The 25,719-nt window shown below is 62.0% G+C and carries 30 protein-coding genes; 21 read left to right on the top strand and 9 right to left on the bottom strand.

Annotated features, from left to right (window positions below; genetic code table 11):
* Nucleotides 1-96: 96 nt before the first annotated feature.
* Nucleotides 97-882 carry a ribose-5-phosphate isomerase RpiA gene (gene rpiA / locus ACR0LD_RS02300; protein WP_170358547.1) on the bottom strand — a complete coding sequence of 262 codons (786 nt, stop codon included), beginning with the start codon at nucleotides 880-882 and terminating at the stop codon, nucleotides 97-99.
* Nucleotides 883-1,124: 242 nt separating this feature from the next.
* On the opposite strand from rpiA, the gene ACR0LD_RS02295 reads away from it, so the two are divergent.
* The 3 genes from ACR0LD_RS02295 to ACR0LD_RS02285 are packed head-to-tail and all read left to right on the top strand — an operon-like array spanning nucleotide 1,125 to nucleotide 3,900.
* Nucleotides 1,125-2,498: an L-serine ammonia-lyase gene (locus tag ACR0LD_RS02295; protein ID WP_480635524.1), complete on the top strand. Its 1,374-nt coding sequence runs from the start codon at nucleotides 1,125-1,127 to the stop codon at nucleotides 2,496-2,498.
* The gene (locus ACR0LD_RS02290; protein WP_480635523.1) at nucleotides 2,431-2,940 is read left to right on the top strand and encodes a GFA family protein; all 510 of its coding nucleotides are present in this window, start codon (nucleotides 2,431-2,433) and stop codon (nucleotides 2,938-2,940) included. Before ACR0LD_RS02295 ends, ACR0LD_RS02290 begins: the two co-directional genes overlap by 68 nt.
* A 45-nt stretch (nucleotides 2,941-2,985) precedes the next feature.
* Nucleotides 2,986-3,900, top strand: a complete 915-nt coding sequence (locus tag ACR0LD_RS02285; protein ID WP_170402210.1) for a DMT family transporter — start codon at nucleotides 2,986-2,988, stop codon at nucleotides 3,898-3,900.
* On the opposite strand, the gene ACR0LD_RS02280 is transcribed toward ACR0LD_RS02285, so the two are convergent.
* Entirely contained in the window at nucleotides 3,845-4,552 is a 708-nt protein-coding gene (locus ACR0LD_RS02280) for a thiamine diphosphokinase (RefSeq protein WP_480635522.1), read from the bottom strand. The two genes, ACR0LD_RS02285 and ACR0LD_RS02280, sit on opposite strands and share 56 nt — an antisense overlap.
* A 124-nt stretch (nucleotides 4,553-4,676) precedes the next feature.
* Here ACR0LD_RS02280 and ACR0LD_RS02275 point away from each other — a divergent pair, with 124 nt between their 5' ends.
* Nucleotides 4,677-6,413, top strand: a complete 1,737-nt coding sequence (locus tag ACR0LD_RS02275; protein WP_480635521.1) for a hypothetical protein — start codon at nucleotides 4,677-4,679, stop codon at nucleotides 6,411-6,413.
* Between the two features lie 69 nt (nucleotides 6,414-6,482).
* Here the strand turns inward: ACR0LD_RS02275 and ACR0LD_RS02270 are convergent, their stop codons facing one another.
* The 6 genes from ACR0LD_RS02270 to nthA form a co-directional block, all read right to left on the bottom strand.
* A complete protein-coding gene (locus ACR0LD_RS02270) occupies nucleotides 6,483-7,196 on the bottom strand; it encodes a porin family protein (RefSeq protein ID WP_480635520.1) in 714 nt (237 codons plus the stop codon).
* A gap of 86 nt (nucleotides 7,197-7,282) precedes the next feature.
* The gene (locus tag ACR0LD_RS02265) at nucleotides 7,283-7,525 is read right to left on the bottom strand and encodes a DUF2842 domain-containing protein (protein ID WP_093962533.1); all 243 of its coding nucleotides are present in this window, start codon (nucleotides 7,523-7,525) and stop codon (nucleotides 7,283-7,285) included.
* Nucleotides 7,525-8,820 (bottom strand): adenylosuccinate synthase, encoded by a 1,296-nt coding sequence (locus ACR0LD_RS02260; RefSeq protein WP_170337852.1) that lies wholly within the window; start codon nucleotides 8,818-8,820, stop codon nucleotides 7,525-7,527. Before ACR0LD_RS02260 ends, ACR0LD_RS02265 begins: the two co-directional genes overlap by 1 nt.
* 218 nt (nucleotides 8,821-9,038) lie before the next feature.
* A complete protein-coding gene (locus tag ACR0LD_RS02255) occupies nucleotides 9,039-9,365 on the bottom strand; it encodes a nitrile hydratase accessory protein (RefSeq protein ID WP_480635519.1) in 327 nt (108 codons plus the stop codon).
* Nucleotides 9,362-10,039, bottom strand: coding sequence for a nitrile hydratase subunit beta (gene nthB, locus ACR0LD_RS02250; protein ID WP_480635518.1), 678 nt, complete (start codon nucleotides 10,037-10,039; stop codon nucleotides 9,362-9,364). The genes ACR0LD_RS02255 and nthB overlap by 4 nt, the downstream gene beginning before the upstream one ends.
* Nucleotides 10,036-10,650, bottom strand: coding sequence for a nitrile hydratase subunit alpha (nthA, locus tag ACR0LD_RS02245; RefSeq protein WP_170446662.1), 615 nt, complete (start codon nucleotides 10,648-10,650; stop codon nucleotides 10,036-10,038). The genes nthB and nthA overlap by 4 nt, the downstream gene beginning before the upstream one ends.
* Nucleotides 10,651-10,800: 150 nt before the next feature.
* Here nthA and secG point away from each other — a divergent pair, with 150 nt between their 5' ends.
* The 10 genes from secG (at nucleotide 10,801) to ACR0LD_RS02195 (ending at nucleotide 18,498) form a co-directional block, all read left to right on the top strand.
* A complete protein-coding gene (gene secG / locus ACR0LD_RS02240; protein WP_093962537.1) occupies nucleotides 10,801-11,166 on the top strand; it encodes a preprotein translocase subunit SecG in 366 nt (121 codons plus the stop codon).
* A gap of 160 nt (nucleotides 11,167-11,326) precedes the next feature.
* A complete protein-coding gene (locus ACR0LD_RS02235) occupies nucleotides 11,327-12,970 on the top strand; it encodes a CTP synthase (RefSeq protein WP_093963011.1) in 1,644 nt (547 codons plus the stop codon).
* A gap of 80 nt (nucleotides 12,971-13,050) precedes the next feature.
* Nucleotides 13,051-13,344, top strand: coding sequence for a DUF1330 domain-containing protein (locus ACR0LD_RS02230; protein ID WP_170363112.1), 294 nt, complete (start codon nucleotides 13,051-13,053; stop codon nucleotides 13,342-13,344).
* A 39-nt stretch (nucleotides 13,345-13,383) separates the two neighbouring features.
* Nucleotides 13,384-13,833 carry a tellurite resistance TerB family protein gene (locus ACR0LD_RS02225; RefSeq protein ID WP_170340012.1) on the top strand — a complete coding sequence of 150 codons (450 nt, stop codon included), beginning with the start codon at nucleotides 13,384-13,386 and terminating at the stop codon, nucleotides 13,831-13,833.
* 20 nt (nucleotides 13,834-13,853) lie between these two features.
* A complete protein-coding gene (locus ACR0LD_RS02220) occupies nucleotides 13,854-14,291 on the top strand; it encodes a tellurite resistance TerB family protein (protein WP_480635517.1) in 438 nt (145 codons plus the stop codon).
* Nucleotides 14,292-14,296: 5 nt separating this feature from the next.
* Nucleotides 14,297-15,040 (top strand): phosphate/phosphite/phosphonate ABC transporter substrate-binding protein, encoded by a 744-nt coding sequence (locus tag ACR0LD_RS02215; protein ID WP_170366772.1) that lies wholly within the window; start codon nucleotides 14,297-14,299, stop codon nucleotides 15,038-15,040.
* Between the two features lie 128 nt (nucleotides 15,041-15,168).
* Entirely contained in the window at nucleotides 15,169-15,945 is a 777-nt protein-coding gene (locus tag ACR0LD_RS02210; protein ID WP_093962540.1) for an ABC transporter ATP-binding protein, read from the top strand.
* Nucleotides 15,946-15,977: 32 nt separating this feature from the next.
* On the top strand, nucleotides 15,978-16,727 hold the full coding sequence (locus ACR0LD_RS02205) for a transporter substrate-binding domain-containing protein (RefSeq protein WP_093962541.1): 750 nt from the start codon (nucleotides 15,978-15,980) through the stop codon (nucleotides 16,725-16,727).
* An 80-nt stretch (nucleotides 16,728-16,807) separates the two neighbouring features.
* Nucleotides 16,808-17,695: an ABC transporter permease gene (locus ACR0LD_RS02200; protein WP_170358530.1), complete on the top strand. Its 888-nt coding sequence runs from the start codon at nucleotides 16,808-16,810 to the stop codon at nucleotides 17,693-17,695.
* Nucleotides 17,692-18,498: an ABC transporter permease gene (locus tag ACR0LD_RS02195; RefSeq protein WP_170366496.1), complete on the top strand. Its 807-nt coding sequence runs from the start codon at nucleotides 17,692-17,694 to the stop codon at nucleotides 18,496-18,498. Before ACR0LD_RS02200 ends, ACR0LD_RS02195 begins: the two co-directional genes overlap by 4 nt.
* A gap of 11 nt (nucleotides 18,499-18,509) precedes the next feature.
* On the opposite strand, the gene ACR0LD_RS02190 is transcribed toward ACR0LD_RS02195, so the two are convergent.
* A complete protein-coding gene (locus ACR0LD_RS02190; RefSeq protein WP_480635516.1) occupies nucleotides 18,510-18,899 on the bottom strand; it encodes a MerR family transcriptional regulator in 390 nt (129 codons plus the stop codon).
* A gap of 98 nt (nucleotides 18,900-18,997) precedes the next feature.
* Here ACR0LD_RS02190 and ACR0LD_RS02185 point away from each other — a divergent pair, with 98 nt between their 5' ends.
* The 7 genes from ACR0LD_RS02185 to ACR0LD_RS02155 all read left to right on the top strand — a co-directional run bounded on the left by ACR0LD_RS02185 (nucleotide 18,998) and on the right by ACR0LD_RS02155 (nucleotide 25,674).
* A complete protein-coding gene (locus ACR0LD_RS02185; protein ID WP_170443229.1) occupies nucleotides 18,998-19,321 on the top strand; it encodes a hypothetical protein in 324 nt (107 codons plus the stop codon).
* A 4-nt stretch (nucleotides 19,322-19,325) separates the two neighbouring features.
* Nucleotides 19,326-19,544 (top strand): GDCCVxC domain-containing (seleno)protein, encoded by a 219-nt coding sequence (locus ACR0LD_RS02180; RefSeq protein ID WP_480635515.1) that lies wholly within the window; start codon nucleotides 19,326-19,328, stop codon nucleotides 19,542-19,544.
* 70 nt (nucleotides 19,545-19,614) lie between these two features.
* Nucleotides 19,615-20,934 (top strand): glutamine synthetase family protein, encoded by a 1,320-nt coding sequence (locus tag ACR0LD_RS02175; protein WP_170368724.1) that lies wholly within the window; start codon nucleotides 19,615-19,617, stop codon nucleotides 20,932-20,934.
* A gap of 58 nt (nucleotides 20,935-20,992) precedes the next feature.
* Nucleotides 20,993-21,673, top strand: a complete 681-nt coding sequence (locus tag ACR0LD_RS02170; protein WP_170435029.1) for a type 1 glutamine amidotransferase — start codon at nucleotides 20,993-20,995, stop codon at nucleotides 21,671-21,673.
* Nucleotides 21,673-23,031: a glutamine synthetase family protein gene (locus ACR0LD_RS02165; RefSeq protein ID WP_170366502.1), complete on the top strand. Its 1,359-nt coding sequence runs from the start codon at nucleotides 21,673-21,675 to the stop codon at nucleotides 23,029-23,031. Before ACR0LD_RS02170 ends, ACR0LD_RS02165 begins: the two co-directional genes overlap by 1 nt.
* A gap of 12 nt (nucleotides 23,032-23,043) precedes the next feature.
* The gene (locus ACR0LD_RS02160; protein WP_480635514.1) at nucleotides 23,044-24,348 is read left to right on the top strand and encodes an NAD(P)/FAD-dependent oxidoreductase; all 1,305 of its coding nucleotides are present in this window, start codon (nucleotides 23,044-23,046) and stop codon (nucleotides 24,346-24,348) included.
* A gap of 111 nt (nucleotides 24,349-24,459) precedes the next feature.
* Nucleotides 24,460-25,674: a DegT/DnrJ/EryC1/StrS family aminotransferase gene (locus tag ACR0LD_RS02155; RefSeq protein ID WP_170358517.1), complete on the top strand. Its 1,215-nt coding sequence runs from the start codon at nucleotides 24,460-24,462 to the stop codon at nucleotides 25,672-25,674.
* Nucleotides 25,675-25,719 lie beyond the last annotated feature (45 nt).

Raw genomic sequence — 25,719 nt, 5'->3', positions numbered from 1 at the left:
CCTGAAATTGCCCTGAGTATTTGGGGGCGTGAATGATCGTGCCAACCCCTTGGCCCGGAAATCGCACACCGCTGTGAAGCCGGGTGCGCGGTTGGCTCAGTCGGCCAGGTCCGAAAACAGGTTGTCGTGTTCGTCGCCCAACCGATCCAGCTCGATCGTACCGCTGTTGAAATCGCGCAGCTCGACCCGGCTGTCGCCGTGGCCGATCACGACCTTGTCGCAGATGTCGATGAACAGCCCGTTTTCGACCACCCCCGGTATCTGGTTCAGCACCAGTGCAAGTTGCCTCGGGTTGCCGATGCGTTGCAGGTGCAGGTCGAGTATGTGATTGCCCTCATCCGTCACGGTCGGCGCCTCGCTGTTCATCCGCAGGGTCGCCGACGTGCCCAGCACGTCCATCGTGTCCAGCAACTCCTCGATCAGCGTGCGCGTGGTCTGCCAGCCAAAGGGAATGACCTCGACCGGCAGCGGGAACGCGCCCAGCGCCTCGACCTCTTTCCCTGCATCGGCGATCACGATCATCTGGTCGCTGGCCGTGGCCACGATCTTTTCCTGCAGCAACGCCGCGCCGCCGCCCTTGATCAGGTTCAGCTCGCCGTCGAACTCGTCGGCGCCATCGATCGTCACGTCCAGCCAACCCGCCTGATCCAGCGAAACAACCTCGATCCCGACCTCGCGCGCAAGCTGCGCCGTAGCCGTCGACGTCGGAACGCCTTTTATCCGCAGACCTTCGTCCCGCACCCGCTCTCCCAGACGACGCACCAACCATGCCGCGGTCGATCCGGTACCCAAACCCACGCGCATCCCGTCTTCGACCATCTCGGCCGCGCGATAGGCGGCGACACTCTTGGCCCGGTCGATGGGTGACAACTCTGCTGTCATAGCGGCTTCCCCTCAGTTCTTTGGGGAACTTATACGGAAAGCCCTGCCCGACTGCGAGGCCCAAAATCCGCGGGACCGGCGCAATAATCGATACACGAATACGCGTTTCCCATCGGAAACGTCGCAATCAAATCTTCAGTGGTCGGCTCGGTTGTGTAAATAAAGCGCATACAGTTTCCTAGCGGTTCGGGCGCTTCAAACCGGCCCGGCCGCCAACTCGCCACAAGGCTCAGCGACCAGACATGTTTCTATCCGTCTTCGATATGTTCAAAGTGGGCGTTGGCCCATCCTCGTCCCACACGATGGGGCCGATGGTGGCGGCTGCGCGGTTCCTCGATCTGATGCGCGCCTCGCCATTCGAATTCGCTGGCTTGCGCGCGTCTCTGCATGGATCTTTGGCCTTCACCGGCGTCGGCCACGCCACGGACCGCGCCACGATCCTGGGGCTGGCTGGGTTTGTCCCCGACAGCTATGACCACGGCCGTGCCGAAGCGGCACTGGCCGCAATTGCCGAAACCGGCACTGTCACACCCGAGGGTCTGCCAACCCTTCAGTTCGACCCAAAGGCCGATCTGATCTTCGACTACGACAACACCCTACCCGGCCATGCCAACGGCATGATCCTGATGGCCACCGACGCGCAGGGCGACGTGATCTTGCGGCAGGTTTATTACTCGGTCGGCGGCGGCTTTGTCCTGACCGAAGAGGAACTGACCGAAGGCAAGGACACCAATGACGGCCCGCCGGTGCCCTTCCCGTTCAAGACCGCCGCCGAAATGCTGGAAATGGCGCGCAGCAGCGGCAAGACCATCGCCGAAATGAAACGCGCCAACGAGATCGCGCGCGGCTGCGCCGACAGTTTCGCGAAGGGCACGGCCCGCCTGTGGGAGGTGATGAACGCCTGTATCGAGCGCGGGCTGAGCACCGAAGGCATCCTGCCCGGCGGCCTCAAGGTGCGGCGCCGGGCCAAGGCGATCCACGACGCCCTGATGGCCGAGCGCGGCATGAACCTGAATGCGCCGCACACGATCAACGACTGGATGAGCGTCTATGCGATGGCGGTGAACGAGGAAAACGCCGCCGGCGGTCAGGTCGTCACCGCCCCCACCAACGGCGCGGCGGGCGTGCTGCCCGCGGTGCTGCGCTATTACCTCGACCACGTTCCCGGCGCATCGGAAAGCCATATCGAGGATTTCCTGCTGACCGCCGCCGCCATCGGCGGTCTGGTGAAGTACAACGCGTCGATCTCGGGTGCCGAGGCTGGCTGCCAGGCCGAGGTCGGCAGCGCGGCCGCAATGGCCGCGGCTGGTCTTTGCGCAGTGATGGGCGGCACACCGGAACAAGTGGAAAACGCCGCCGAGATCGCGCTGGAGCATCATCTGGGCATGACCTGCGACCCGGTCGCCGGGCTGGTGCAGGTTCCCTGCATCGAGCGCAACGGGCTGGGCGCGATCAAGGCGGTTTCGGCGGCGTCGCTGGCCCTGCGCGGAGACGGGCAGCATTTCGTGCCGCTGGATGCGGTGATCGAGACCATGCGCCAGACCGGCCATGACATGCACGAAAAGTACAAGGAAACCTCACTGGGCGGACTGGCCGTCAACGTGCCAAACTGCTGAGGGAACAAACAGGGAGGGCAGCTCAATGCGTGGACATTGCCTGTGCGGCAGAATCGGGTTCGAGGTCGACCCTCCGGTCCTGTCTTGTGTTTCCTGCCATTGTGACAGCTGCCGCCGCCAGTGTGCCGCGCCGATGACCACATATTTTGGGGTGCGCGACGGTCAGTGGCGTTGGACCGGAGAGGAACCGAAGCGGTTCAACTCTTCCCCCGGTGTCGAGCGCAGCTTTTGCCCGCATTGCGGAACGCCGATCTCGTTCCGATCCACTACGATGTCCGACGTTTTGCACCTTTATGTAGCGACACTGGAGAACCCCGAAGCCCTGCGGCCAACGCTGCATGTCGCCTATGAAGAGAAACTGACGTGGCTCGAACTGGGTGACGAGCTGCCCACTTGCCTCGGTCCGGACTACACAAAGGTTCAGCCCTTGCCCGAGGACTGACGACGGGCCTTTCCCATTCTGCGGGAAACGTCTAGCGTCACGCCCATGACACAGGATCGTCCCGTCTTCGGCATCGTTTTGATGCTTGGTTTCTGCGTGCTTGCACCGCTGGGCGATGCCTTGGCCAAGCTGTTGGGAGAAACCACTCCGCTTGGCGTTCTTGTGCTGGTGCGTTTTGCGGTGCAGGCGGCCATCCTGATTCCGCTGGTGGCGCTGACGGGTCGGACCTGGCGAATGCGCGGGCGCGTGCTGCGGCTGACCGTGCTGCGCACTCTGCTGCACATTGTCGGAATCGCAGCGATGTTCAGTGCGCTGCAGTATCTGCCGCTGGCCGATGCCGTCGCCATCGCCTTTGTCATGCCATTCATCATGCTGCTGCTGGGCAAGTATGTGCTGGGTGAAGAAGTCGGGCATCGTCGTCTGATCGCCTGCATTGTCGGCTTTGCTGGCACGTTGCTGGTCATCCAGCCCAGCTTTGCCGAGGTTGGTGCTCCGGCCCTTTTGCCGCTGATCGTGGCTGTCGTCTTTGCCCTGTTCATGCTGGTGACCCGGCAGATTGCCAAAGAAACCGATCCGATTGCCCTGCAGGCCGTGTCCGGGCTGCTGGCCACCGCGGTCCTGGCTCCAGTGCTTGCGATCGGGGCCCTGACGGGTCTTCCGGATCTGGCACTGACCCTGCCGCAAGACAACGCTCATTGGTTGCTGTTGGCCATCGGTGTTCTCGGAACCGTGGCACATCTGCTGATGACATGGGCGCTGCGGTTCGCGCCTTCGGCAACGCTGGCGCCGATGCAATATCTGGAGATTCCGGTGGCGACGCTGATCGGCTGGCTCATCTTTCACGATCTGCCAAACGGCCCGGCGGCCCTGGGGATCGCCATCACGATCGCGGCCGGGCTTTATGTCATCCTGCGCGAGCGGGCCAGCGCCCGGTCTGCGCCGACGCAAACGCCCGCATGACAGCATCAAGAGCGTCGCGCGGCACCATGACCAGCAACCCGGGTCCGTCGACCTCGAGGGTTACCTGAGCCAGCGCACGGTTCGATGTTCCGACCCGTCCGTCCGGCTCAAGTACCAGACCGTCGATCGGCCACTCCAACCCCGAACTGCGTCCGGTTACCCGCTGAAATGGAAACAATGACACTGTGTCGCCCGGCGTGAGCGACAGTGATATGCTGGGCGGGGCGTGAAAGACCACTTCGCGTGCGCCCAGCAGGACGCACGGCCTGTCTTGGTGGCAAACCAGCGTATTGAGCACCGCCAGTTGGTGGTCCAGCCGACCTCCGAGAAACCCGACGCCCAAGACCAGCGGCGCGCGGATATTGCGTAAGGCCTTGTCGAAATCAGTGCTGTCCTGTTCCCGGATCGGAAACAAACGGTCCTCTGGTATCAGTGCAAGATAGGCGCGTTCCAACGAATCGAAGTCGCCTATTACCGCATCCGGAACGCGCCCCGAATCGATCAACGCGGCGGCCCCGCCATCCGCAGCAACAGCGCCGTTGACGCGATTCAGCGCCAGATTCAGGTCATCGGGGCCGATTTCCCCTCCTCCGAACAGGGCAATTGGTCTTTTGGAATGAACAATTTCGCCGTTTTTTCCAAGATTGACCATTTTTCCCGCTTTTGGACACATTGAGACCACAAAATGATAGGTTCTTTAGAACAGGTTCGAGCTGACAGACGCGCCCAGCGTCGCGCGGGTTGGCTCTGTGTAGTTTGTAGAGGACGTGCGTCTGATGGTACAGAACAACAAGGTATTGACCGTTTCCTACGGAACCTTCTCATGCACTTTGGAAGGCTTTGACGATTCCTTTGAGACGATGAAGGCGATTGCCGAATACTTCCGCGATCTTGCTGCGGATGACAGGTATTTCGGCTCCGAGCCTCCGCAACCAGACGCAGAAATGTTGACCCGTATCGCTCAGCGTGACGCTTCGCGCCGTGTGGAAGCCAAGCAGAACGACACCGGACTGCTGCTGCGCGCCACGGATGAAGCCCATGATGCGGCCCCGCAACAACCCGCACCCGCAGCCAGCACACCGGCGCCCGCCAGCCCTGACCTGAGCGTGGTCGACACAGCACCGGCGGCTGGTGCTGCCGCATTCTTTGCCGATGCCGAGCCAGTCGAATCCGCAGCCCCCCAAGGCGCCGACAGCATCGCCGCCAAGCTGCAGCGCATCCGCGCGGTCGTCTCGCATAATGACCAGACGCCCCCCGCCTACAGCGAAGACGAAGACAGCGGTTTTCTAGCCTCGCCCGAGCCCCAGATTGACGCCATCTCGGCCGCATTCGAAGCCGGAGCGCTCAGCCCCGAAGATCTGGATTCAACTGAAGAGGTGATGCAGGAAGATGCTCCGGTAGAAGCCACACAACAGCCCACGGACCCGTTTGTCGACCTGGCCGAGGAAGAACCTCAGGCCGCGGTCGAATTCGAAGCGGAAGAAGAATTCTCGGCAGCATCGGAAGTCGAAGCGGAGGCTGATGAAGGCGCCGAGGATGCTCCGGAAGTTGAAGCTGATCTGGAAGAGGCTGAGGAAGCCGCGGCGGAAGAAACGTCCGAAGACGACCAGGCCGCCAGTGATGAAGAAGCCTCGTCCGAGATTCTCTTTGCTGATCTTGAAGAGGACACCGACTCGGAGCCCGAGGCTGACGACATCCTCAACATTCTGGGTGATCAGCCCGAAGATGCCGATGAGGAAGTCTCTGAACTCACGGAAGACGGCGTCCTGACTGCCGAAGACGAAGAGAGCATCCTGGGTGAGATCTCGGAAATCGAAGCGGAAATGGATGCGCGCTCGAAACGCGACGCAAACAAGCCTCAGGACGTGGACTCGGACGTGTTGCGCCTGATGGAGAAGGCCGACGCCCAAATGGACGACCCGGCCACTTCGGACAAGCGGGAAACTTATTCCCACCTGCGCACAGCTGTGGCAGCAACCGAAGCTGAAGGCGGCAAGGCCCGCGATGCGGATGAGGACGAAAACCAGAAATATCGTGGAGACCTGGCCTCGGTCGTCAGCCCCCGTCGTCCCGAAATCCATGTCACCAGCATGCGCCCCGAGTCGGATACGGCCGCGCCGCTCAAGCTGGTTGCCGAGCAGCGCATCGATACGCAGGACGCGGACGCCGGTCCGGTCACCCCACGCCGCGTGACCGCAGCACAAGACGACGACGCATCCGAAGAAGGCGGCTTTGCCCATTTCGCTCAGGAGCAGGGCGCACAATCCCTGCCCGACCTGCTGGAGGCGGCGGCGGCCTACCTGTCTTTCATCGAAGGTCAGGAGCAGTTCTCGCGTCCGCAGCTGATGAACAAGGTGCGGTCACTCAAGCAGGATGAGTTCAACCGCGAAGAAAGCTTGCGTTCGTTCGGCCAGCTTCTGCGCGATGGAAAGATCGAAAAAGCCGGCGGAGGGCGCTTTGCCGCCTCGAACCAGATCGGCTTCCGCCCCGACGACAAGCGCGCCGCGGGCTGACAAGACCCCCCAACTGCCCAAGACAGGCCGGAGATCCTCTCCGGCCTTTTTTGCATTTTGCGTGAAAGCTCAGAACTTGAACGCCAACGCCACGTACGGGCCGGTCAGTATAAGATCGACAACGTTGCGGCCGTCCTCAAAATCAACGCTCAGATGACGGTAGCCGGCTGCAACATCGATGGTCTCGGTCCAGCTCCAATTGGCTTGAACGAGGGCTTCCCACTGGAATTTCGACCCATAGCCAAAACCACCGATGTTGCCCATGGCCGCAAGTTTCCACCGCTCATTCAGCGCACGAGAGTATCGCGCCCCGATGATTGGATCTGTCCAGCTTTGGTCAGTGCTTGCCGGGAAACCGGCCACGGTTGTCGACAGATCAAGATCCCAATGGCGCAGCCCGCCCAGCACCTCAATTCGGGACTGGCTGTCCTCTGCCACCGCGTAGCTGCCCGCGAGCGAGGTCATTATCCCGTCCAGCTCCCAGCTCGCGGCGTTGCTGAATGGTCCGATGGAAACGGTGTCGCCCAAATTCAGATAGTTGAACTCGCCTCCGATCGACCAACGCCCTTTCCGGGCCTCGCCCGCGATCAGGAATGCGCTGTTTAGAATGTCGAAGATGGATTTGCTGCCATCAACCGGAGGGTTCGGCCCAATATCCAGCGAGGTTCTGAAATCCGGCCCCCAGAGGTAAGGGGCAATGACGAGTTCCCAATCATCAGCCCAGACGGCACCCGAACTCAGGGTTGAGAGGCTGGTCAATGTGACCAAAACAGCATTTTTCATCAAGGATCCACCTGCCGACGTGTGCTTTTCGAAACTGTTTTTCGGACAAGCCTGTCACGTCGGCAGGTTTCTTACAACGGTCTGGTCTATTGCTGATCTTGATCCGGGTCTTCTTTGCCAACGCCACGAAACACAAATTTGAATGGCAGCGCCCACAGAACACCCAAAACCACATAGACCAGCAGTTCGACCAGGATTGATGGTCGGTCCAGCCAGTTCACGATGGTGACCACCGCCACAATGTAAAGCGGCAGCCCCACCAGCAACAGAACCAGTGACCACCGTCTGCGGGCCTTGTAGCTGAGGCCGGGTTTGTCCGCGCCTGCCATCAGTCGGCAAACGGGTCGGTCACCAGGATGGTGTCGTCCCGCTCCGGGCTGGTAGACAGCAGCGCCACCGGGCATTCGATCAGTTCTTCCACCCGGCGAACGTATTTGATGGCGTTTGCCGGCAAGTCTGCCCAGCTGCGCGCGCCTTCGGTGGACTCGCTCCAGCCCGGCATTTCTTCATAGATCGGTGTGCACCGCGCCTGCTGATCCGCAGCCGTCGGCAAATAGTCCAAACGCTTGCCGTCCAGTTCGTAAGCGACACAGATTTTCAGCGTCTCGAACCCGTCCAGAACATCGAGCTTGGTCAATGAAATTCCGTTGACGCCGCTTGTGGCGCAGGTTTGCCGCACGAGGCAGGCGTCAAACCAGCCGCAGCGCCGCTTGCGGCCTGTCGTGGTGCCGAATTCATGTCCGCGCTCCCCCAGTCGCTGCCCGTCGGCGTCGTGCAGTTCGGTCGGGAACGGTCCTTCGCCAACACGGGTAGTGTAGGCCTTCACGATACCCAGAACGAAGTCGATCGACCCCGGACCAATCCCCACGCCCGTCGCCGCTTGCCCTGCAATCACGTTCGACGAGGTCACAAACGGATACGTACCGAAATCGATATCCAGCAATGCACCCTGAGCGCCTTCGAACAGGATGCGCTTGCCCGCTTTGCGCTTTTCGTTCAGCACTTTCCAGACGGGGGCCGCAAAAGGCAGGATCTGCGGCGCGATTTCCTTCAATTGGGCGATCAGTGCGTCACGATCCACGGCGTCGATACCCAAACCCTTGCGCAGCGGGTCGTGGTGTTGCAACGCCCTATCGACCCGGGCCTCGAGAGTCGCCTCATCCGCAAGATCGGCCACACGCACCGAGCGGCGACCAACCTTGTCTTCATAGGCCGGGCCGATCCCGCGCCCGGTCGTGCCAATCTTGGTGCCCTTGCTCGCTGCTTCCTCGCGCGCGCGGTCCAGCTCGCCGTGGATCGGCAGGATCAAGGGTGTGTTTTCCGCAATCATCAGCGTTTCAGGTGTGATCTCGACGCCTTGCGCGCGGATCGTTTCGATCTCTTTCAGCAGATGCCAGGGATCCAGGACAACCCCGTTGCCGATGACGCTCAGCTTGCCACCACGCACCACACCAGACGGCAGTGCATGCAGCTTGTAGACCTCACCATCGATGACCAGCGTATGCCCGGCGTTGTGCCCGCCCTGAAAACGCGCGATCACGTCTGCCCGCTCGCTGAGCCAGTCGACGATCTTGCCTTTTCCTTCGTCACCCCATTGGGCGCCGACAACAACCACATTGGCCATATCCGGTCCTTTTTGCGCTGAATTACCAAACCCGGCCCATATAGCGGGGCGCAGGCAACAGGGAAACCGGTAATTCGCCGCAGCCACCAATCGCGCCGACGCTCAATGCTCTTGTCGGGGATCATGGCCACCGGACGGAGTCCGCGCCGTTGTTCATCTGGCCGGGAACACACGTGGAAAAGGCCCTGAACGGGCAACACCTTGAAAGCCAACTTGCGCTACACGCGCACCGGCATTCCGTGAGGCGTCTTCAGATACGCCTCCTCCCAAGCTGCGCGCATTTCGTGGATTTCTTCGGGCAATGCCGTTTCCTGCTCGGCCAAAACGGACTCGAGCGTTTCGAGCCATGCCATGAAATAATCGTCGCCCCCGTCCAGCTCGCGGTTCAGCCCGTGGCGCCGCAAAGTCTCGGAGAACCGAGCGGCCCAATCGCTCCAGGAAATCCGGCCGGCCTCATTCAACGCCACCGTCACCGCAAACACCTGAGCGTGCCAGGGGCTCTCAAAAACCGGACTTGGGGCGTTGTGATCGGGACAGATGCTCATGCGGGTTCCAGATAGCTTTGCCAGAGATCCAGAATCACCTCGTCGTCCGGGTGTTCGGGATTGGCCCACAGTTCCGACGCGGGAAAAGCAACGGCATAAAGCGGCTCGGGCGCTTCACCCAGACCATGCGCGCTGGAGTCCGGCAAGACATGTGTGCCGTGAAACCGCAAAATGCGTCCGGTCGCGCCCGCTCCGTATGCGGGCAGCCGCGTGTGCCCCCCTTCAACAAGACGATTGGCCGAAGGGCGCAGCGTGCGAACGGTCTGGCCGACCTCAAAAGCGGCAGGGATGTTCGACGGGCGATCGGCCGGTCCACCTTTGGCCAGAACTCTGGCCACCGCATCTGCCGGCAGCTTTCGCGGAGCAAGCGGATGTGGCCCGTCAACGCCCTGCCCGCGCAGATCCTCGATCCGCAGAACCCCGGTCTCGACCAACAGGTTGGCCAGGGCCGAAATCCATTTCTCGTAATAGCTGAACCGGGCATAGTCCTTGGGGGACAGCCTTTCCCGCGCATGGCGCGAAGTGTCGATGTTCCATTGGCCCAACGCGCCCGCAGCCAGCGTCACTGCAAGGGCCCGCGCGTGCCAGTCTTCGGCAAAAACCGGCGCGTCCTCAGGCTCGGGGCGTACCGGCCCGTCACCGAACCGCCCGCCCATGTCGTGGACACGGGTCATGCCGACACCTTCGGCAAACCCGTGCCGATCATGCTGTCGCGCGTGACCAGCGCGGCCAAGTCCTCTTCGCTCAAACCGTCAGTGCCTTCTGGGCGCATGGGCAAGACCAGATACCGTACTTCGGCAGTCGAATCCCAGACACGAACCGTGGTACCTTCGGGCAGTTCAACTCCGAACTCAGCCAGGACGCGGCGCGGCTCGCGCACGGCTCGGGCGCGGTAAGCGTCAGATTTGTACCAGCCCGGGGGGATACCCAACAGCGGCCATGGGTAACAGCTGCACAAGGTGCAGACGACCATGTTGTGCGTCCGGGGAGTATTCTCGACCACGACCATATGCTCGCCCTGCCGGCCATAAAACCCCATCTCAGAGAGCACAGGCGTAGCGTCGTCCAGCAGGGCGCGTTTGAAGTCCGGGTCAGACCAAGCTTTGGCGACAACCTTCGCACCGTTTTGCGGGCCGATCCGGTTCTGATAGGTGTCTATGATCTCGTCCAGAGCGACCGGATCGATCAAACCCTTGCGGGTCAGGATCGTCTCGAGCGCTTTGACGCGCAAAGCGGGGTCCGGGGGCAGCAAAGCGTGCGGGTGGTCGTGGTCGTCATGTGGCATGGCCGCAGCCTGAGCCAGGCACCGCCGGGTGTCCAGCCCCATTTGGCCTGTTCGGCACAATCCCCTGCGGTGATGGCAACTCGTGGCTTGCCCCCGGCCTCAAACTTGCTTAAGTACCCGGCGATACACGCCACGCCGCACAGGAACACCATGGAAAACGTCGTTCTCATCATCCACCTTCTTTTGGCTTTGGGCCTGATCGCCGTTGTTCTGCTGCAGCGGTCCGAAGGCGGTGGCCTGGGCATGGGTGGCGGCGGTGGTGGCGCCATTGCAGGACGTTCGGCAACGACGGCACTGGCAAAGGTGACCTGGATCCTTGCAGCCTGCTTCATCGTCACCTCGATCACCCTGACGATTCTTGCCGCGGAAAAATCGGCTGGAAGCTCGGTCATCGACCGACTTGGCGTTCCGGCTCAGGACGCGACCGAAGAGAGCACACCTGCTGTTCCCTCGGCCGAGGACCTGCTGCCGCCGGCGCAGGGCGACAACGCGCCGCTGATCCCACAGGCCGACTGATCCACAAAACCTAGAAATCTGAAAGAGAACCACAACAGCATCTTGCGGTTCTCTTGCGCTTTTTGCGCGAATCCTTTATACGTGAAGTCCCGTGATGCTGCGGTTTTTTCGAACCGCCGGGCAGTTGATGTTGACGTCTCACGGGGGCAGCCGAAGAAACATGGCACGATTTATTTTCATCACTGGTGGTGTTGTTTCATCCTTGGGCAAAGGGCTGGCGTCCGCTGCTCTGGGTTCGCTTCTGCAGGCTCGGGGATACTCGGTTCGGCTGCGCAAGCTGGATCCCTACCTGAATGTCGATCCCGGCACGATGTCGCCGTTCGAACATGGTGAGGTTTTCGTCACCGACGACGGGGCCGAGACCGACCTGGACCTGGGACACTACGAGCGCTTCACGGGTGTTGCCGCACGAAAGACCGACTCGGTCAGTTCGGGGCGGATCTATTCAAACGTTCTGGAAAAGGAACGCCGCGGCGACTATCTGGGCAAGACCATTCAGGTGATCCCGCACGTGACCAACGAGATCAAGGACTTCATCGCCATCGGCGAGGATGAGGTTGATTTCATGCTGTGCGAGATCGGCGGCACCGTGGGCGACATCGAAGGCCTGCCCTTCTTTGAAGCCATCCGCCAGTTCAGCCAGGACAAACCGCGCGGCCAGTGCATTTTCATGCACCTGACCCTGTTGCCTTACATCAAGGCCTCTGGCGAGCTGAAGACCAAGCCCACCCAGCACTCGGTCAAGGAACTGCGCTCAATCGGCCTGGCGCCCGACATTCTGGTCTGCCGTTCCGAAGGACCGATCCCGCAGAAAGAGCGCGAAAAGCTGGCCCTGTTCTGCAACGTGCGCCCCGACGCGGTAATCGCCGCGCAGGATCTCTCGACCATTTACGACGCGCCGCTGGCCTATCACCGCGAAGGTCTCGATCAGGCCGTGCTTGACGCATTCCAGATCAGCCCGGCGCCCAAGCCCGACCTGTCGAAGTGGGAAGACGTCAGCGACCGCATCCACAACGCCGAGGGCGAAGTGAAGGTCGCGATCGTCGGAAAGTACACCCAGCTGGAAGACGCCTATAAGTCCATCGCCGAGGCGCTGACCCATGGCGGCATGGCCAATCGCGTCCGGGTCAAGGTTGAGTGGGTCGATGCCGAGATCTTCGACACCGAAGACCCCGGCCCGCATCTGGAAGGGTTCCACGCCATTCTGGTGCCCGGCGGTTTTGGCGAGCGCGGCACCGAAGGCAAGATCAAGGCTGCGCAATATGCCCGCGAACACAAGGTGCCGTATCTGGGCATCTGTCTGGGCATGCAGATGGCAGTGATCGAGGCCGCGCGCAACGTGGCCGGCATTTCCGGCGCGGGGTCCGAGGAATTCGACCACGAGGCCGGCAAAAAACGCTTTGAACCGGTGGTCTATCACCTCAAGGAATGGGTTCAGGGCAACGCCAAGATCGAACGCAAGGTTGGTGACGACAAGGGCGGCACCATGCGTCTGGGTGCCTACAACGCGGTTCTGACCGAAGGCTCGAAAGTTGCCGAGGTCTATGGCAGCACCCAGATCGAAGAACGACACCGCCACCGCTATGAGGTGGACACCAAGTATCGCGAACAGCTTGAGAAAGCGGGTTTGAACTTCTCGGGGATGTCACCCGACGGACGCCTGCCCGAGATCGTCGAATGGTCGGATCACCCGTGGTTCATCGGCGTGCAGTACCACCCGGAACTGAAATCCAAACCTTTCGATCCGCACCCGTTGTTCCGCGACTTCGTTCGCGCGGCCAAGGACACGTCGCGTCTGGTCTGAGGCGGACTGTACGGCTTGGTCTTGCTTTGCAAAGCGTTCCGGTTCAGTTTGAGCCGGAACGGACAAAAGGAGCAGACCGCGTGAGCAAAGGATACTGGGTGGCCCATGTCGACGTAGACGACATGGAGACCTACAAGACCTACATCGCTGCCAATGGCGAGGCTTTTGCCGAATACGGTGCCCGTTTTCTGGTCCGCGGTGGAGATCGGCAGGTGCGGGAAGGCGCAGCGCGGGCGCGAACCGTCGTTATCGAATTTCCCAGCTACGAGGCCGCCCTGGCCTGCTATGAAAGCGACCTGTACCAAAAGGCTAAAGCCTTGCGCGATCCTGTTTCATCCGGTGATCTGGTGATCATCGAAGGGTATGACGCCTAGCACGGACACGGTGACAGAAATACGGATACCCCAATGCCACTGCTAAAGAACTTCCTGCAGGCTTTGCGCCCTCCTCAGCAGACCACGCTGCCGGACCCTGATGCGGAACTGGCGCTTGGCGCTTTGCTGGTGCGTGTCGCGCAGGCCGACCGCGACTACAAGATCGAGGAAATCAGCCTGATCGACCGCATCCTGGCACGGCTGTACCAGCACAACGCGATCGAAGCCGCCAAGGTCCGCGCCACCTGCGAGAAGCTGCACGCCGCAGCCCCCGACACGGATACGTTCGGCAAACTGATCCGCGAAACGACGGATTTGCACGAACGTCTGGCCGCGATGGAGGCCCTTTGGGAGGTTGTGCTGGCCGACGGCAATTCGGACGAGGGCGAGATCAAGATCGTCGAAGAAGCGCGTATCGCAATGGGCCTCAGCTACAATGACAGCCAAGCCGCGCGCGAACGGGTGCAAAGCCGCTTGGACGCGGGCTGAGTGGCCGCTATATCTAGGCCATGTTCAACGCCTTCCTGTCCCGGCTGACCCAGCCGCAGCCCGACCCACTGACCGATGACGACGCCCGGCTGGCCTTGGCCGCCCTGCTGGTTCGCCTTGCCCGGTCCGATGATGACTATGCCGATACCGAGATGTCGCGCATCGACAAGGTTCTGGCCGAGCGCTACGGCCTGTCCCCGTTCGAGGCCGCAGGGCTGCGCGCCCAGGCCGAAGATCTGGAGGCCGACGCCCCTGATACCGTCCGCTTTACCCGTGCGATCAAGGATGCGGTGCCGTACGACCATCGCCTCGGCGTGGTTCAGGCGCTGTGGTCGGTGGCGCTGGCTGACGGTCAGCGCTCGCAGGACGAGGACTCGCTGCTGCGGCTGGTCGTCAGCCTCCTGGGCGTCAGCGACGTGGATTCAGCTCTAGCCCGGCAGAAGGCCGCCAAATCGTGACGGCGATGCTGGGCATGTACGACATGCCCGCTTTGCAACCGGCCAACGATCGCTTTTGGAGTTTGATTCGCGCACATTTGGGCGAAGGTCCGAACCATCTGACCCGTGATCGCGATTTCTGGGAGATCTGGCAGGACCCTGACCTTGTCTTTGCCCAGACCTGCGGCATGCCTTATCGCACGCGCCTGCACGGCAAGGTGCATCTGGTCGGCACTCCAGATTATGACCTGCCGGGCTGTCCGCGGGGACACTACTGCTCGGTTTTCGTGGCCCGCGCTGAAGACGCGCGCGATCTGCCTGAACTGGCGGCCGGTTTTTTTGCTTTTAACGAGGCGCTATCCCAATCGGGTTGGGCCGCCCCGGTCACGCATCTGTCCGAACTGGGCCTTGCTCCGGCGCGCCTGCTGGAAACCGGTGGACACGCTTTGTCGGCGCAGGCCGTGGCCGATGGACATGCCGATTTCGCATCGCTGGACGCGCTGACATGGGTGCTGCTGCAAGAGCATACCGATCTGGGCAAGCGCCTGCGCCCGGTGGAAAGCACGCGCCCCACCCCGGCGTTGCCCTACATCACCGCGATCACGCGCGATCCGGTCCCGGTCGCCACCGCGGTTCGCGCCGCGATTTCAGACCTTTCCCCGGCTGATCGGGCAGCGCTGCACATCCGCGGGTTGATCGACATTGCAGCCGATCTCTACCTGGCCGTTCCCAACCCGCCATCGCCTGCGGCTTTGCTGCCTGAAAGCTGACCAATTTGACCACTGACCGTGGCCGAATCGGAGGTTTCGGGACTTGAACTTGTCATTTGCGCATTGCATTGCTCTTGTTTTTCGGCCCTAGTACCGCACCAACGCAATCAACAACACCAGGACGACCCGTGACAGACAGCACTCCCGTCATCGAGATCAAGAACCTGCACAAAAGCTTTGGCAATCTCGAAGTCCTCAAAGGAGTGGACATCACCGCCCATCGCGGCGACGTGGTGTCGCTGATCGGATCATCCGGGTCGGGCAAGTCCACCCTGCTGCGCTGTTGCAACCTGCTGGAAGACAGCCAGGAGGGCGAGATCCTGTTCAAAGGTGAGCCGGTGCGTTGGACCGGAACCCGCGATCACCGCCGCCCCGCCGATCCCAAACAGGTGCTGCGCATCCGTACCAACCTGTCGATGGTGTTCCAGCAGTTCAACCTTTGGGCCCACATGACCATCTTGCAGAACGTGATGGAAGCCCCGATCACCGTGCTGGGCCGTGACCGGCACGAGGTCGAGGACAGCGCCCGCAAATACCTGGACAAGGTTGGCATCGGCGACAAATGCGACGCCTATCCCGCGCAACTGTCGGGCGGCCAGCAACAACGCGCCGCGATCGCGCGGGGACTGTGCATGGAGCCCGAGGCGCTGCTGTTCGACGAGCCGACCTCGGCACTCGATCCCGAGCTGGAACAAGAAGTGATCAAGGTGATCAAGGATCTGGCCGCCGAAGGCCGCACCATGATCATCGTCACGCACGACATGCAGATGGCCGCCGACATCTCAAGCCACGTGGTGTTTCTGCACCAGGGCCTGATTGAAGAAGAAGGCTCGCCCGAAGATATTTTCACTGCTGCCGAATCCGAAAGGCTTCGGGGCTTTCTCTCCGCCACAAAGGCGGCGTAAAATCAGGACAGAACCAAACAGGGGAGTTACCAATGAAAAACCTGATTCTGACCACTGCAGCGCTGGCGCTTGGCGCTGGTATGGCCATGGCCGACACGGTCCGCATGGGCACCGAGGGCGCCTATCCTCCGTACAACTTCATCAACGACGCCGGCGAGATCGACGGCTTCGAGCGTGAGGTCGGCGACGAGCTGTGCAAACGCGCCCAGCTGGAATGCGAATGGGTCAAGAACGACTGGGATTCGATCATTCCGAACCTGGTCTCGGGCAACTACGACACCATCATCGCGGGCATGTCGATCACGGCCGAGCGTGATGAGGTCATCGACTTCACCCAGGACTACTATCCGCCGACCGCTTCGGCCTATGTCGCAACCTCGGCGGATGCTGACGTGACCGGCGGCGTCGTCGCCGCACAGACCGCGACCATCCAGGCCGGCCACGTGGCCGAGTCGGGCGCAACTCTGGTTGAGTTCGCGACGCCCGAGGAAACCATCGCCGCCGTGCGCAACGGTGAGGCTGATGCCGTTCTGGCCGACCGCGACTACCTGGTGCCGCTGGTCGAGGAATCGAATGGCGAACTGGTCTTTGTCGGCGATCCGGTTCCGCTGGGCGGTGGCGTCGGCATGGGCCTGCGCGAAAGCGATGCCGAACTGCGCGGCAAGTTCGATGCCGCCATCACCTCGATGAAAGAGGACGGCACCCTGAACGAGATGCTGAAAAAGTGGTTTGGTGAAGACACCGCCACCTACGCACCTGACGGCTCGGTCGTCACCAACTAAGCATCCGGTCCTGCGGTTCGGCGCCACGCGCGCCGAACCCACCCCGGCCCGCGCCGGACCCGACGTTCGAAAGACGCCCCATGTTTTCCTACTGCGCTGATCCCGACACGCTCGGCACGTTCCGCTGGTTTTCATGCTATCTGACCAACGGCGTGCACTGGTCGTTCTACCTGTCGTTCATCAAGGTTCTGGCCTTGCTGGCGGTGACGGCCCCGGTGGCGTTGGCTTTCGGCTTTGCGGGGGCCATGGCGGCGCGGTCGCATGTCCCGCCACTCGGTTGGCTGGGCAAGGGCTATATCGCCATCGTGCGCGGTGTGCCCGACATTGCGTTTTTCCTGTTTTTCGTGATCGCCCTGGACCAGGGGTTCGAGTGGATGCGACATCAGGTGCTGTGTCCCGACTGGACCGATCCGATCCGCCAGGGCAACGATTTCCTCGTCTGCCCCCAGGCCAAGCTGCCGCTGGGCACCGCACCGGAATGGGTGCACGAAACCTACGGCTTTTTCCTGGCCGTCATCACCTTCTCGATCGTGTTTGGTGCCTTCGCCGCCAACGTGCTGTTCGGCGGCATGCGCGCCGTGCCGCTGGCGCAGCTTGAAACCGCCGAGGCCTATGGCATGACGCGCCGCCAGACCTTCTGGCGCATTCTCGTGCCGCAGATGTGGGTCTATGCCCTGCCCGGCCTGTCGAACCTGTGGATGGTGCTGATCAAGGCCACGCCGCTGCTGTTCCTTCTGGGGGTCGAAGACATCGTCTATTGGGCGCGCGAGCTGGGCGGCACCAAGACCTCGAAATTCACCGCCTATCCGCATGGCGACTGGCGCATGTGGTACTTCCTGTTCCTGCTGGTTTTCTACCTTGGCATGACCCGCGTTTCCGAGATCGGCCTCGAACGGCTGATGCGCCGGCTATCGCACGGTCAGGCCACATCGGGCGGAGAGCTGCTGCGCAAGGAGACCACCGCATGAGCTGCCTGCAGACCATCCAGGATTACGGCCTGCGTTCGATCGGGTTTGGCGAGCGCCTGCTGCCGCGCAGCGATTTCACCCTGTGCGAACAGTTCACCCTGATCGGTTCAGGGATGATCTGGAACATCTATTTCGGCGTGATGGCGCTGGCCACCGGGTTCTTCCTGGCCACGGCCGTGGCCCTGGGCAAGGCGTCCAGCCGCAAGTGGCTGCGCAAACCCTCCGAATGGTTCATCTTCATCTTCCGCGGCTCACCACTGTTCATCCAGTTCTTCTTTGCCTACTTCCTGTTCCTGTCGCTCAAGAAGACCTACCCGATGTTCGACGCCTTCACCTCGGCCTGGCTGGGGGCGCTGATCGTGCTGTTCCTGAACACTGCCGCCTATTCGGGCGAGATCTTCTATGGCGCGCTGCGGTCGATCCCCAAGGGAGATATCGAGGCCGCCGATGCCTATGGTATGTCCGGCTGGTCCCGCTTCCGCCGGATCGTGTGGCCCACCATGCTGCGGTTGGCCTGGCCCGCCTACACGAACGAGGCGATTTTCCTGTTCCATGCCACCACGCTGGTCTTCTTCTCGGCCTTTCCGGCCTGGCAGCAACGCGGGGACGCGCTGTACTATGCCAGCTATTTCGCCGACAAGACGTTCAACCCGTTCGTCCCCTACCCGATCCTGGCGTTCTATTTCATCCTGCTGACGCTGGTGATCGTGGGCGTGTTCGGCCTGATCAACAAGCGGCTGAACCGGCACCTGCCGGTGGCGCGCAAGGCCAAGATTCGGTTTCGCCTGAACCTGGCGCGCTGAGGCGCCGGGACTCAGGCCATCCGCAACCGGCCCAGCATCGGGCAATCCACCGAGCCTTCGGCGCAATTTGCCGTCAGCTCGCCCAGGGCGGCCTCCAGCCGTTGCAGTTCGGCGATCTTGCGGCGGACGCTGTCCATGTGACCTTTGGCCAATGCGCTGACCTCGGCACAATCGGCCGCGCCGCCCTCGGACAGGTCCAACAAGGCCTTTGCATCGCCCAGCGAAAACCCAAGGTCACGGCAGCGTTTCAGAAACCGCAACCGCCCCACATCCTGCGCGGAATACAGCCGCCGATTGTTGGCCGCCCGCGCCGGGCGCGGCACGATGCCTTTACGCTCGTAATACCGGATGGTTTCGATTCCCATGCCGCTTTGACGGGCCGCTTCACCGATCGCAATCATGTGACCTCGTTTCGCTTGATCCTGTAGTGGCTACAGGATTTATACCTCTGCCCACACGCTGCGGCAATGCTGCGGCCCCTGAATGACGGAGGAACAAAATGCGCGGATTTCTCGGCCTCAGCTTTGCCGGATCCCTGTCGGCCCTGGGTGTGGGCGCATGCTGCGTGCTGCCGATGACGATGATGTTGCTGGGCCTTGGCGGCAATTGGCTGGCCGTCTTTGGTCAGATCGCGGCGCTCAGCTACTATGTTCTGGCGGCCTCGACGGTGCTTATCGCGGTGGCGTGGCTGGTGGCCTATCGGCGCGACAAGATGCGCCATCTGAAATGGGGCTTGGCGGCCAGCACCGCGATGACCGCCCTCGCCTGGGTCGTCGTGTTCAACGAGGCCCGCATCAACGAATTTCTGATCCAGCAGATGTGAGACCATGGCAGACACGCCCGTAACGCTTGAAAGCACTCTGACCTGCCCCGCCTGCGGCCACGCGCAGACCGAGACCATGCCCACCGACGCCTGCCAGTGGTTCTATGAATGCAGCGCCTGTCACACGGTGCTGAAACCCAAGCCGGGCGATTGCTGTGTCTACTGCTCGTACGGAACCGTAGCCTGCCCGCCCATTCAGCAAGGCGACAGCTGCTGCGGATAATTTGATCAAATATCGTGACAAGGGCGTAAAGCTCGACTAGGTTTGCCGCAGCACAGCTACGGAGCCCCAGATGGACCTTGCCGCCCTGCATACATTTCGCGTCGCCGCCTGTGACCTGAACGGCCAGATGCGCGGCAAACGCGTGCCCCCGTCTTACGCCGACAAGCTGGACAGCGGCGCGGTGCGTATGCCGTTTTCGGCGCTGAACGTCGATCTGTGGGGCGCCGATATCGAGGGCAGCCCGCTGGTGTTCGAAACCGGCGACGCCGATGGTGTACTGCGCCCGACCGAGCGCGGCCCGGTGCCGATGCCCTGGCTGACCACACCCACGGCGCTGGTGCCGATGTGCCTGTACGACGATCACGGCACCCCCTTTGCCAGCGACCCCCGCCACGCGCTGGCCGCAGTCCTGTCGCGCTATGCCCAGCGCGGATGGAAAGTTGTTGCCGCGACCGAGTTGGAGTTCACGCTGCTTGACTCCTCGGATGTGCAACCAAAGCCCCCGCACAATCCGGTCACCGGCCGTCGGCTACGCGGCGAGGCGGTGCTGTCGATGGCCGAAATGGACGCCTTCGACGCCTTCTTCACCGAACTTTATGACGGGTGCGCCGAAATGGGGATTCCCGCCCAAACGGCAATCTCAGAGAGCGGTATCGGCCAGTTCGAAATCAATCTGAACCATCAGGATGCCATGCGCTGCGCCGATGATACGTGGCTTTTCAAGGCATTGACCCGTGGGTTGGCCCGCAAGCACGGCTTTACCGCGACCTTCATGGCCAAACCCTATGCCGATGATGCTGGGAACGGAATGCATGTGCATTTTTCCGTGCTGGATGACCAGGGACGCAACGTGTTTGACAATGGCGGGCGTGAAGGGACCGAAATCCTGCGCTCTGCCGTCGCCGGCTGTCTGGCCGCCATGCCCGGCAGCACGCTGATCTTTGCTCCGCATGGCAATTCTTACACGCGGCTCGTGCCCGGAGCCCATGCCCCCACAGGCGCGGCCTGGGCCTATGAGAACCGGACCGCGGCAATCCGCATTCCGGGCGGTGCGCCCGCTGCCCGCCGGATCGAGCACCGCGTGGCCGGCGGCGACATCAACCCTTATCTGATGCTGGCCGCGGTTCTGGGCGCGGCTCTAATCGGCATCGAGGACGGCCTTCAACCCCCGCCCCCGATCACGGGAAATGCCTACGAGATCGAAGGGCTTCCGCAATTGGCAGGGGACTGGGATTCGGCCATTTCGGCATTCGAGACGGACCCGATCATCGCGCGCATCTTCTCCGGGGATCTGATCCGCAACATGGTGATGACGAAAAGGCAGGAATCCGCACGCTTTGCCGACATGGACCCCGACAGTCACTGGCTGAGCTATCTGGAGTCCGTATGATCCTCTTGCCCGTGGATCGAGACTCGGGTAGATTGAATTTGATCAAATTTGGTGACTCATGAAAATCGGCATACTGCAGACCGGCCACGCGCCCGAACCGCTGGAACGATCGTTCGGCGACTACGACCTGATGTTTCAACAGCTTCTGGACGGCAACGATTTCGAGTTCGTGACCTATGCGGTGGTGGATGATGTGTTCCCCGACAGCGCAAGCGACTGCGATGGATGGGTGATTACCGGCTCGCGGCATGGCGCCTACGAAGATCATCCGTGGATCCCCAAGCTCGAGCAACTGATCCGCGAGATCCAAGCGGCACGGAAACCGTTGATCGGGGTCTGTTTCGGCCATCAGATCATCGCTCAGGCATTGGGAGGCAAGGTTGAAAAGTTCGACAAGGGTTGGGCGATCGGACGCACCGAGTATGACTATGACGGGCGCAAGGTTTCGTTGAACGCATGGCACCAGGATCAGGTGACGGCCTTGCCCGACGGCGCCCAGCTATTGGGTAGCAACGCGTTCTGCAAGAACGCGATGGTTGCCTACGGGGACACGATCTGGACGGTGCAGGCACATCCCGAATACTCCAACGATTTCATTCAGGGCCTCATGGAGACACGTGGTAAAGGCCTGGTACCCGACGCCCTGATGGACGACGCAAAAACCCGATGGAACGCTCCGGATGACAACGCCAATATCGGGCGTTTCATGGCAGAGTTCCTGAAGAAAGAGAGGGCCTGATGGCCGACTGGACAGACCAACTTCCACAAGCAGCTCGGGATTACATCGAAGGGCACCGGCTGGACGAGGTCGAGTGCATCATCTCGGACCTGCCGGGGATTGCCCGCGGCAAGGCGGTTCCGGCATCGAAATTCGCCAAGCAGGCCTATTTCCATCTACCCGACAGCATTTTCTACCAAACCATCACTGGTGACTGGGGCGAGGCCGCGGGCGAGGATGGGTTCATCGAACGCGACATGATCCTCAAGCCCGATTTCAGCACGGCCTCGGCAGCACCGTGGACCGGTGACTGGACCCTTCAGGTGATCCATGACGCCTATGACCGCGACGGCGATCCGATTCCGTTCAGCCCGCGCAACGTGCTGAAACGCGTGGTCCAGCTGTACAAGGACAAAGGGTGGAAACCGGTTGTCGCGCCCGAGATGGAGTTCTTTCTGGTTGCCCGCAACGTGGACCCGGCCAAGGGGATCGAGCCGATGATGGGCCGCTCGGGCCGTCCGGCTGCCGCGCGGCAGGCCTATTCCATGACCGCCGTGGATGAATTCGGCCCCGTGATCGACGACATCTATGATTTCGCCGAGGCACAAGGGTTCGAGATCGACGGCATCACCCAGGAGGGCGGCGCCGGTCAGCTTGAGATCAACCTGCGCCATGGCGACCCGGTCAAGCTGGCCGACGAGGTGTTTTATTTCAAACGCCTGATCCGCGAGGCTGCGCTGCGCCACAACTGCTTTGCCACCTTCATGGCCAAACCGATCGAGGACGAGCCGGGATCGGCCATGCACATCCATCACTCGATCATCGACATGGAGACGGGCAAGAACCTGTTCTCAGGGCCTCAGGGCGGCGAGACGGACGCGTTCTACAACTTCATCGCCGGTCTGCAACTGCACCTGCCCGCCGGGCTGGCGGTGATGGCGCCCTACGTCAACTCGTACCGGCGCTACGTCAAGGACCACGCCGCCCCGATCAACCTGGAATGGGCGCGCGACAACCGCACCACGGGCATCCGCGTGCCACTGTCAGGCCCCGACAGCCGCCGGGTGGAAAACCGCATCGCCGGGATGGATTGCAACCCCTATCTGGGCATCGCCGTGTCGCTGGCCTGCGGCTATCTTGGCCTGGTCAATCAGGACCGGCCGCGCCGTCAGTTCTATGGCGACGCCTACGAAGGTGACGGCGACATCCCGCAGGTCATGGGCAACGCGCTGGATCTGTTCGACGAGGCCGAAGCCTTGCATCAGGTTCTGGGCGCCGAGTTCGCCCGCGTCTACAGCATCGTCAAACGCGCCGAGTACGAGGAGTTCCTGCAGGTGATATCGCCGTGGGAGCGTGAACACCTGCTGCTGAACGTCTGAGCCATGTGCGCCATGAACCTGCTGTACAGCAATGACAAACGCGGCACCTACCCGCCCAGCTGGTATGCCGCCACCGCGCACCCGCGAACCTCGACCGAGCCGCTGCGCGGCGATGTCACCGCTGACGTTTGCGTCGTGGGTGGAGGGTATACGGGTCTTTCGACCGCGCTGCACCTGGCCGAGGCCGGGTTCAAGGTGGTCCTGCTTGAAGCGCATCGCGTGGGTTTCGGCGCCTCGGGGCGCAATGGTGGCCAATTGGGCAGCGCCCAGCGCATGGATCAGGAAGACCTGGAAAAGCTGGTCGGACGCGACGACGCGGCCAAGCTGTGGGATCTGGCCGAAGACGCCAAGACGCTGGTCAAATCGCTGATCGAACGCCACGGCATCGATTGCGACTTGAAACCGGGCATCGCCACGTTGGGCTTCAGCGACGGCGAACGCGCCGAATTGCACGCTCACGCCGATCACCTGAAAACCGCCTATGGCTATGACCAGATCGAGCAGCTGGATGCCGAAGCCGGGCGCGTGCTTTGTCCCTCGCCGGCCTATGCGGGCGGATATCTGGACATGGGCGCGGCCCATCTGCACCCGTTGAACTATGCGCTGGGTCTGGCCGAGGCCGCCTTGGCCGCCGGTCTGACGCTGCACGAAAACACCGAAGTACTGGGCATCGAAGAAGGCCCGCGCGTCACCGTTCGCACCGAACAGGGTTCGGTCACGGCCGACCATCTGGTTCTGGCCTGCAATGGCTATCTGGGCAACCTGAACCGCAAGGTCGCGGCGCGGGTCATGCCGATCAACAATTTCATCGCCGCGACCGAGCCGCTGGGCGCCGAGGCCGCAAAGGTTCTGACGCAGGACGTGGCGGTTGCCGACACGAAATTCGTGGTGAACTATTTCCGCCTCAGCGCCGATGGGCGGCTGTTGTTCGGCGGTGGCGAGAGCTATGGCTATCGTTTTCCGTCCGACATCGCCACCAAGGTCCGCAAACCGATGACCGAGATCTTTCCGCATCTGCGCGACGTGCGGATCGACTATGCCTGGGGCGGCACGCTGGCCATCACCATGCGGCGGATGCCCTACCTGACGCGTCTGGCGCCGAACATCCTGTCGGCCTCGGGCTATTCCGGTCATGGGGTCGGCACTGCAACCCATGCCGGTCAGTTGATGGCGCTGGCCATCCAGGGTCAGGCCGAAGGGTTCGACACGATGGCCCGCGTGCCCGCTCTGCCTTTTCCCGGAGGCTCGGCCCTCCGCAGCCCTCTGCTGGTGCTGGCGATGACTTGGTATGCCCTGCGTGATCGGCTGGGCCTTTGACCCGCAACTTGTGACGGTTCGGTGAAATTTCGCCCAACAGGCGAATGAAGACTTGGTTTGCTCAGCTTTTCATTTTATCTTTTCCAAACATAGAATTTGGGATTATCAAATATGACGCTGCCACCCAACGTCCATGACGCCGAACCCATCCCTGCCGCTGCCAAAGACGCGATCGAGTCCCTGATGCAATCCGGGGACCTGTTCCGCTATACCGCGCCGCAGGACGCGCCGGTTGCTTTGCTTGAGGCAGAGTTCGCCGAGTTGCTGGGCAGCAAATACGCGCTGGCGGTGTCGTCCTGTTCGGCGGCTCTGTTCCTGTCGCTCAAGGCGCTGGGGCTGCCGCGGGACGCGCGGGTGCTGATCCCGGGCTTTACCTTTGCGGCGGTGCCCTCGTCCGTGGTGCATGCCGACTGCGTCCCGGTCCTGTGTGAGGTGGGCGACAATTACCGCATCGACATTGACGATTTCGCGACCAAGCTCGACGGCGTTCAGGCGGTGATCATCAGCCACATGCGCGGCCATACCTCGGACATGGATGCAATCATGGCGCTGTGCGACGCGCACGACATCCCGGTGATCGAGGACGCGGCCCATTCGCTGGGCACCACCTGGCATGGCCGCAACATCGGCACCATCGGCAAGGTGGGCTGTTTCTCGTTCCAGTCCTACAAGATGATCAACGCGGGCGAAGGGGGCATCCTTGTCACCGACGACCCCGACCTGGTCGCCCGCGCTGTGATCATGTCGGGCGCCTACGAGCACAACTGGAAGAAACACAAAGGCCCGCACGGCCAGAATACACCTGATCTGGAGCAAGCTTTTGCGCGATGGCAGAACAAGCTGCCGCTTTACAATCTGCGTATGAGCAACCTCAGCGCTGCGGTGATCCGCCCCCAACTGCCTGAACTGGCGCGGCGGGTGCGCGACGGGCTGGCCAACCACGATTATGTCGCGCAGCGCCTGAACAGCTCACCGCACATCCACGTACCCGACCCGCTGACACCGGAACGACGTGCGCCGGACTCGATCCAGTTCAACCTGGTCGATCTAAACAAAGACCAGATCAAGGCATTTGCCGCCGCCTCCGAGGGCCGTGGCGTCAAGGTGCAGGTCTTTGGTCTGAGCGAGGACAACGCCCGCGCCTTCTGGAACTGGCAGTTTCTGCCAGAGCAGGTCGAGCTGCCTCGAACGCGCGCAATGCTGATGTCGGCCTGTGACGTGCGCCTGCCGGTGCGCCTGACCCGCGCGGAACTGGATGTAATCGCTGACATCATCCTGGCCTCGGTCGGCGAGGTTACCGCGCCCGAAGTGGCCTTCGGCACCTGACCCCAACGCCAGAAAGAAAAGGCCCGGATTGTCCGGGCCTATCTG

This window comes from Ruegeria sp. BF8 (assembly GCF_056538625.1).
The sequence above is the reverse complement of the archived record's forward strand: the minus strand, read 5'-3'. Positions and strand labels throughout refer to the sequence as shown.

What these genes read in the sequence shown, in the direction of transcription:
- secG (WP_093962537.1), top strand. Translation starts at nt 10,801, where the DNA reads ATGGAAAACGTCGTTCTCATCATCCACCTTCTTTTGGCTTTGGGCCTG.
- ACR0LD_RS02165 (WP_170366502.1), top strand. Translation starts at nt 21,673, where the DNA reads ATGGCCGACTGGACAGACCAACTTCCACAAGCAGCTCGGGATTACATC.
- ACR0LD_RS02185 (WP_170443229.1), top strand. Translation starts at nt 18,998, where the DNA reads ATGCGCGGATTTCTCGGCCTCAGCTTTGCCGGATCCCTGTCGGCCCTG.
- ACR0LD_RS02255 (WP_480635519.1), bottom strand. Translation starts at nt 9,365, where the DNA reads ATGAGCATCTGTCCCGATCACAACGCCCCAAGTCCGGTTTTTGAGAGC.
- ACR0LD_RS02170 (WP_170435029.1), top strand. Translation starts at nt 20,993, where the DNA reads ATGAAAATCGGCATACTGCAGACCGGCCACGCGCCCGAACCGCTGGAA.
- rpiA (WP_170358547.1), bottom strand. Translation starts at nt 882, where the DNA reads ATGACAGCAGAGTTGTCACCCATCGACCGGGCCAAGAGTGTCGCCGCC.
- ACR0LD_RS02290 (WP_480635523.1), top strand. Translation starts at nt 2,431, where the DNA reads ATGACATGCACGAAAAGTACAAGGAAACCTCACTGGGCGGACTGGCCG.
- ACR0LD_RS02155 (WP_170358517.1), top strand. Translation starts at nt 24,460, where the DNA reads ATGACGCTGCCACCCAACGTCCATGACGCCGAACCCATCCCTGCCGCT.
- ACR0LD_RS02220 (WP_480635517.1), top strand. Translation starts at nt 13,854, where the DNA reads ATGTTCAACGCCTTCCTGTCCCGGCTGACCCAGCCGCAGCCCGACCCA.
- ACR0LD_RS02175 (WP_170368724.1), top strand. Translation starts at nt 19,615, where the DNA reads ATGGACCTTGCCGCCCTGCATACATTTCGCGTCGCCGCCTGTGACCTG.
- ACR0LD_RS02235 (WP_093963011.1), top strand. Translation starts at nt 11,327, where the DNA reads ATGGCACGATTTATTTTCATCACTGGTGGTGTTGTTTCATCCTTGGGC.
- nthA (WP_170446662.1), bottom strand. Translation starts at nt 10,650, where the DNA reads ATGCCACATGACGACCACGACCACCCGCACGCTTTGCTGCCCCCGGAC.
- ACR0LD_RS02280 (WP_480635522.1), bottom strand. Translation starts at nt 4,552, where the DNA reads ATGGTCAATCTTGGAAAAAACGGCGAAATTGTTCATTCCAAAAGACCA.
- ACR0LD_RS02285 (WP_170402210.1), top strand. Translation starts at nt 2,986, where the DNA reads ATGACACAGGATCGTCCCGTCTTCGGCATCGTTTTGATGCTTGGTTTC.
- ACR0LD_RS02160 (WP_480635514.1), top strand. Translation starts at nt 23,044, where the DNA reads ATGAACCTGCTGTACAGCAATGACAAACGCGGCACCTACCCGCCCAGC.
- ACR0LD_RS02295 (WP_480635524.1), top strand. Translation starts at nt 1,125, where the DNA reads ATGTTTCTATCCGTCTTCGATATGTTCAAAGTGGGCGTTGGCCCATCC.
- ACR0LD_RS02195 (WP_170366496.1), top strand. Translation starts at nt 17,692, where the DNA reads ATGAGCTGCCTGCAGACCATCCAGGATTACGGCCTGCGTTCGATCGGG.
- ACR0LD_RS02200 (WP_170358530.1), top strand. Translation starts at nt 16,808, where the DNA reads ATGTTTTCCTACTGCGCTGATCCCGACACGCTCGGCACGTTCCGCTGG.
- ACR0LD_RS02275 (WP_480635521.1), top strand. Translation starts at nt 4,677, where the DNA reads ATGGTACAGAACAACAAGGTATTGACCGTTTCCTACGGAACCTTCTCA.
- ACR0LD_RS02260 (WP_170337852.1), bottom strand. Translation starts at nt 8,820, where the DNA reads ATGGCCAATGTGGTTGTTGTCGGCGCCCAATGGGGTGACGAAGGAAAA.
- ACR0LD_RS02270 (WP_480635520.1), bottom strand. Translation starts at nt 7,196, where the DNA reads ATGAAAAATGCTGTTTTGGTCACATTGACCAGCCTCTCAACCCTGAGT.
- ACR0LD_RS02215 (WP_170366772.1), top strand. Translation starts at nt 14,297, where the DNA reads ATGCTGGGCATGTACGACATGCCCGCTTTGCAACCGGCCAACGATCGC.
- ACR0LD_RS02205 (WP_093962541.1), top strand. Translation starts at nt 15,978, where the DNA reads ATGAAAAACCTGATTCTGACCACTGCAGCGCTGGCGCTTGGCGCTGGT.
- nthB (WP_480635518.1), bottom strand. Translation starts at nt 10,039, where the DNA reads ATGACCCGTGTCCACGACATGGGCGGGCGGTTCGGTGACGGGCCGGTA.
- ACR0LD_RS02180 (WP_480635515.1), top strand. Translation starts at nt 19,326, where the DNA reads ATGGCAGACACGCCCGTAACGCTTGAAAGCACTCTGACCTGCCCCGCC.
- ACR0LD_RS02265 (WP_093962533.1), bottom strand. Translation starts at nt 7,525, where the DNA reads ATGGCAGGCGCGGACAAACCCGGCCTCAGCTACAAGGCCCGCAGACGG.
- ACR0LD_RS02190 (WP_480635516.1), bottom strand. Translation starts at nt 18,899, where the DNA reads ATGATTGCGATCGGTGAAGCGGCCCGTCAAAGCGGCATGGGAATCGAA.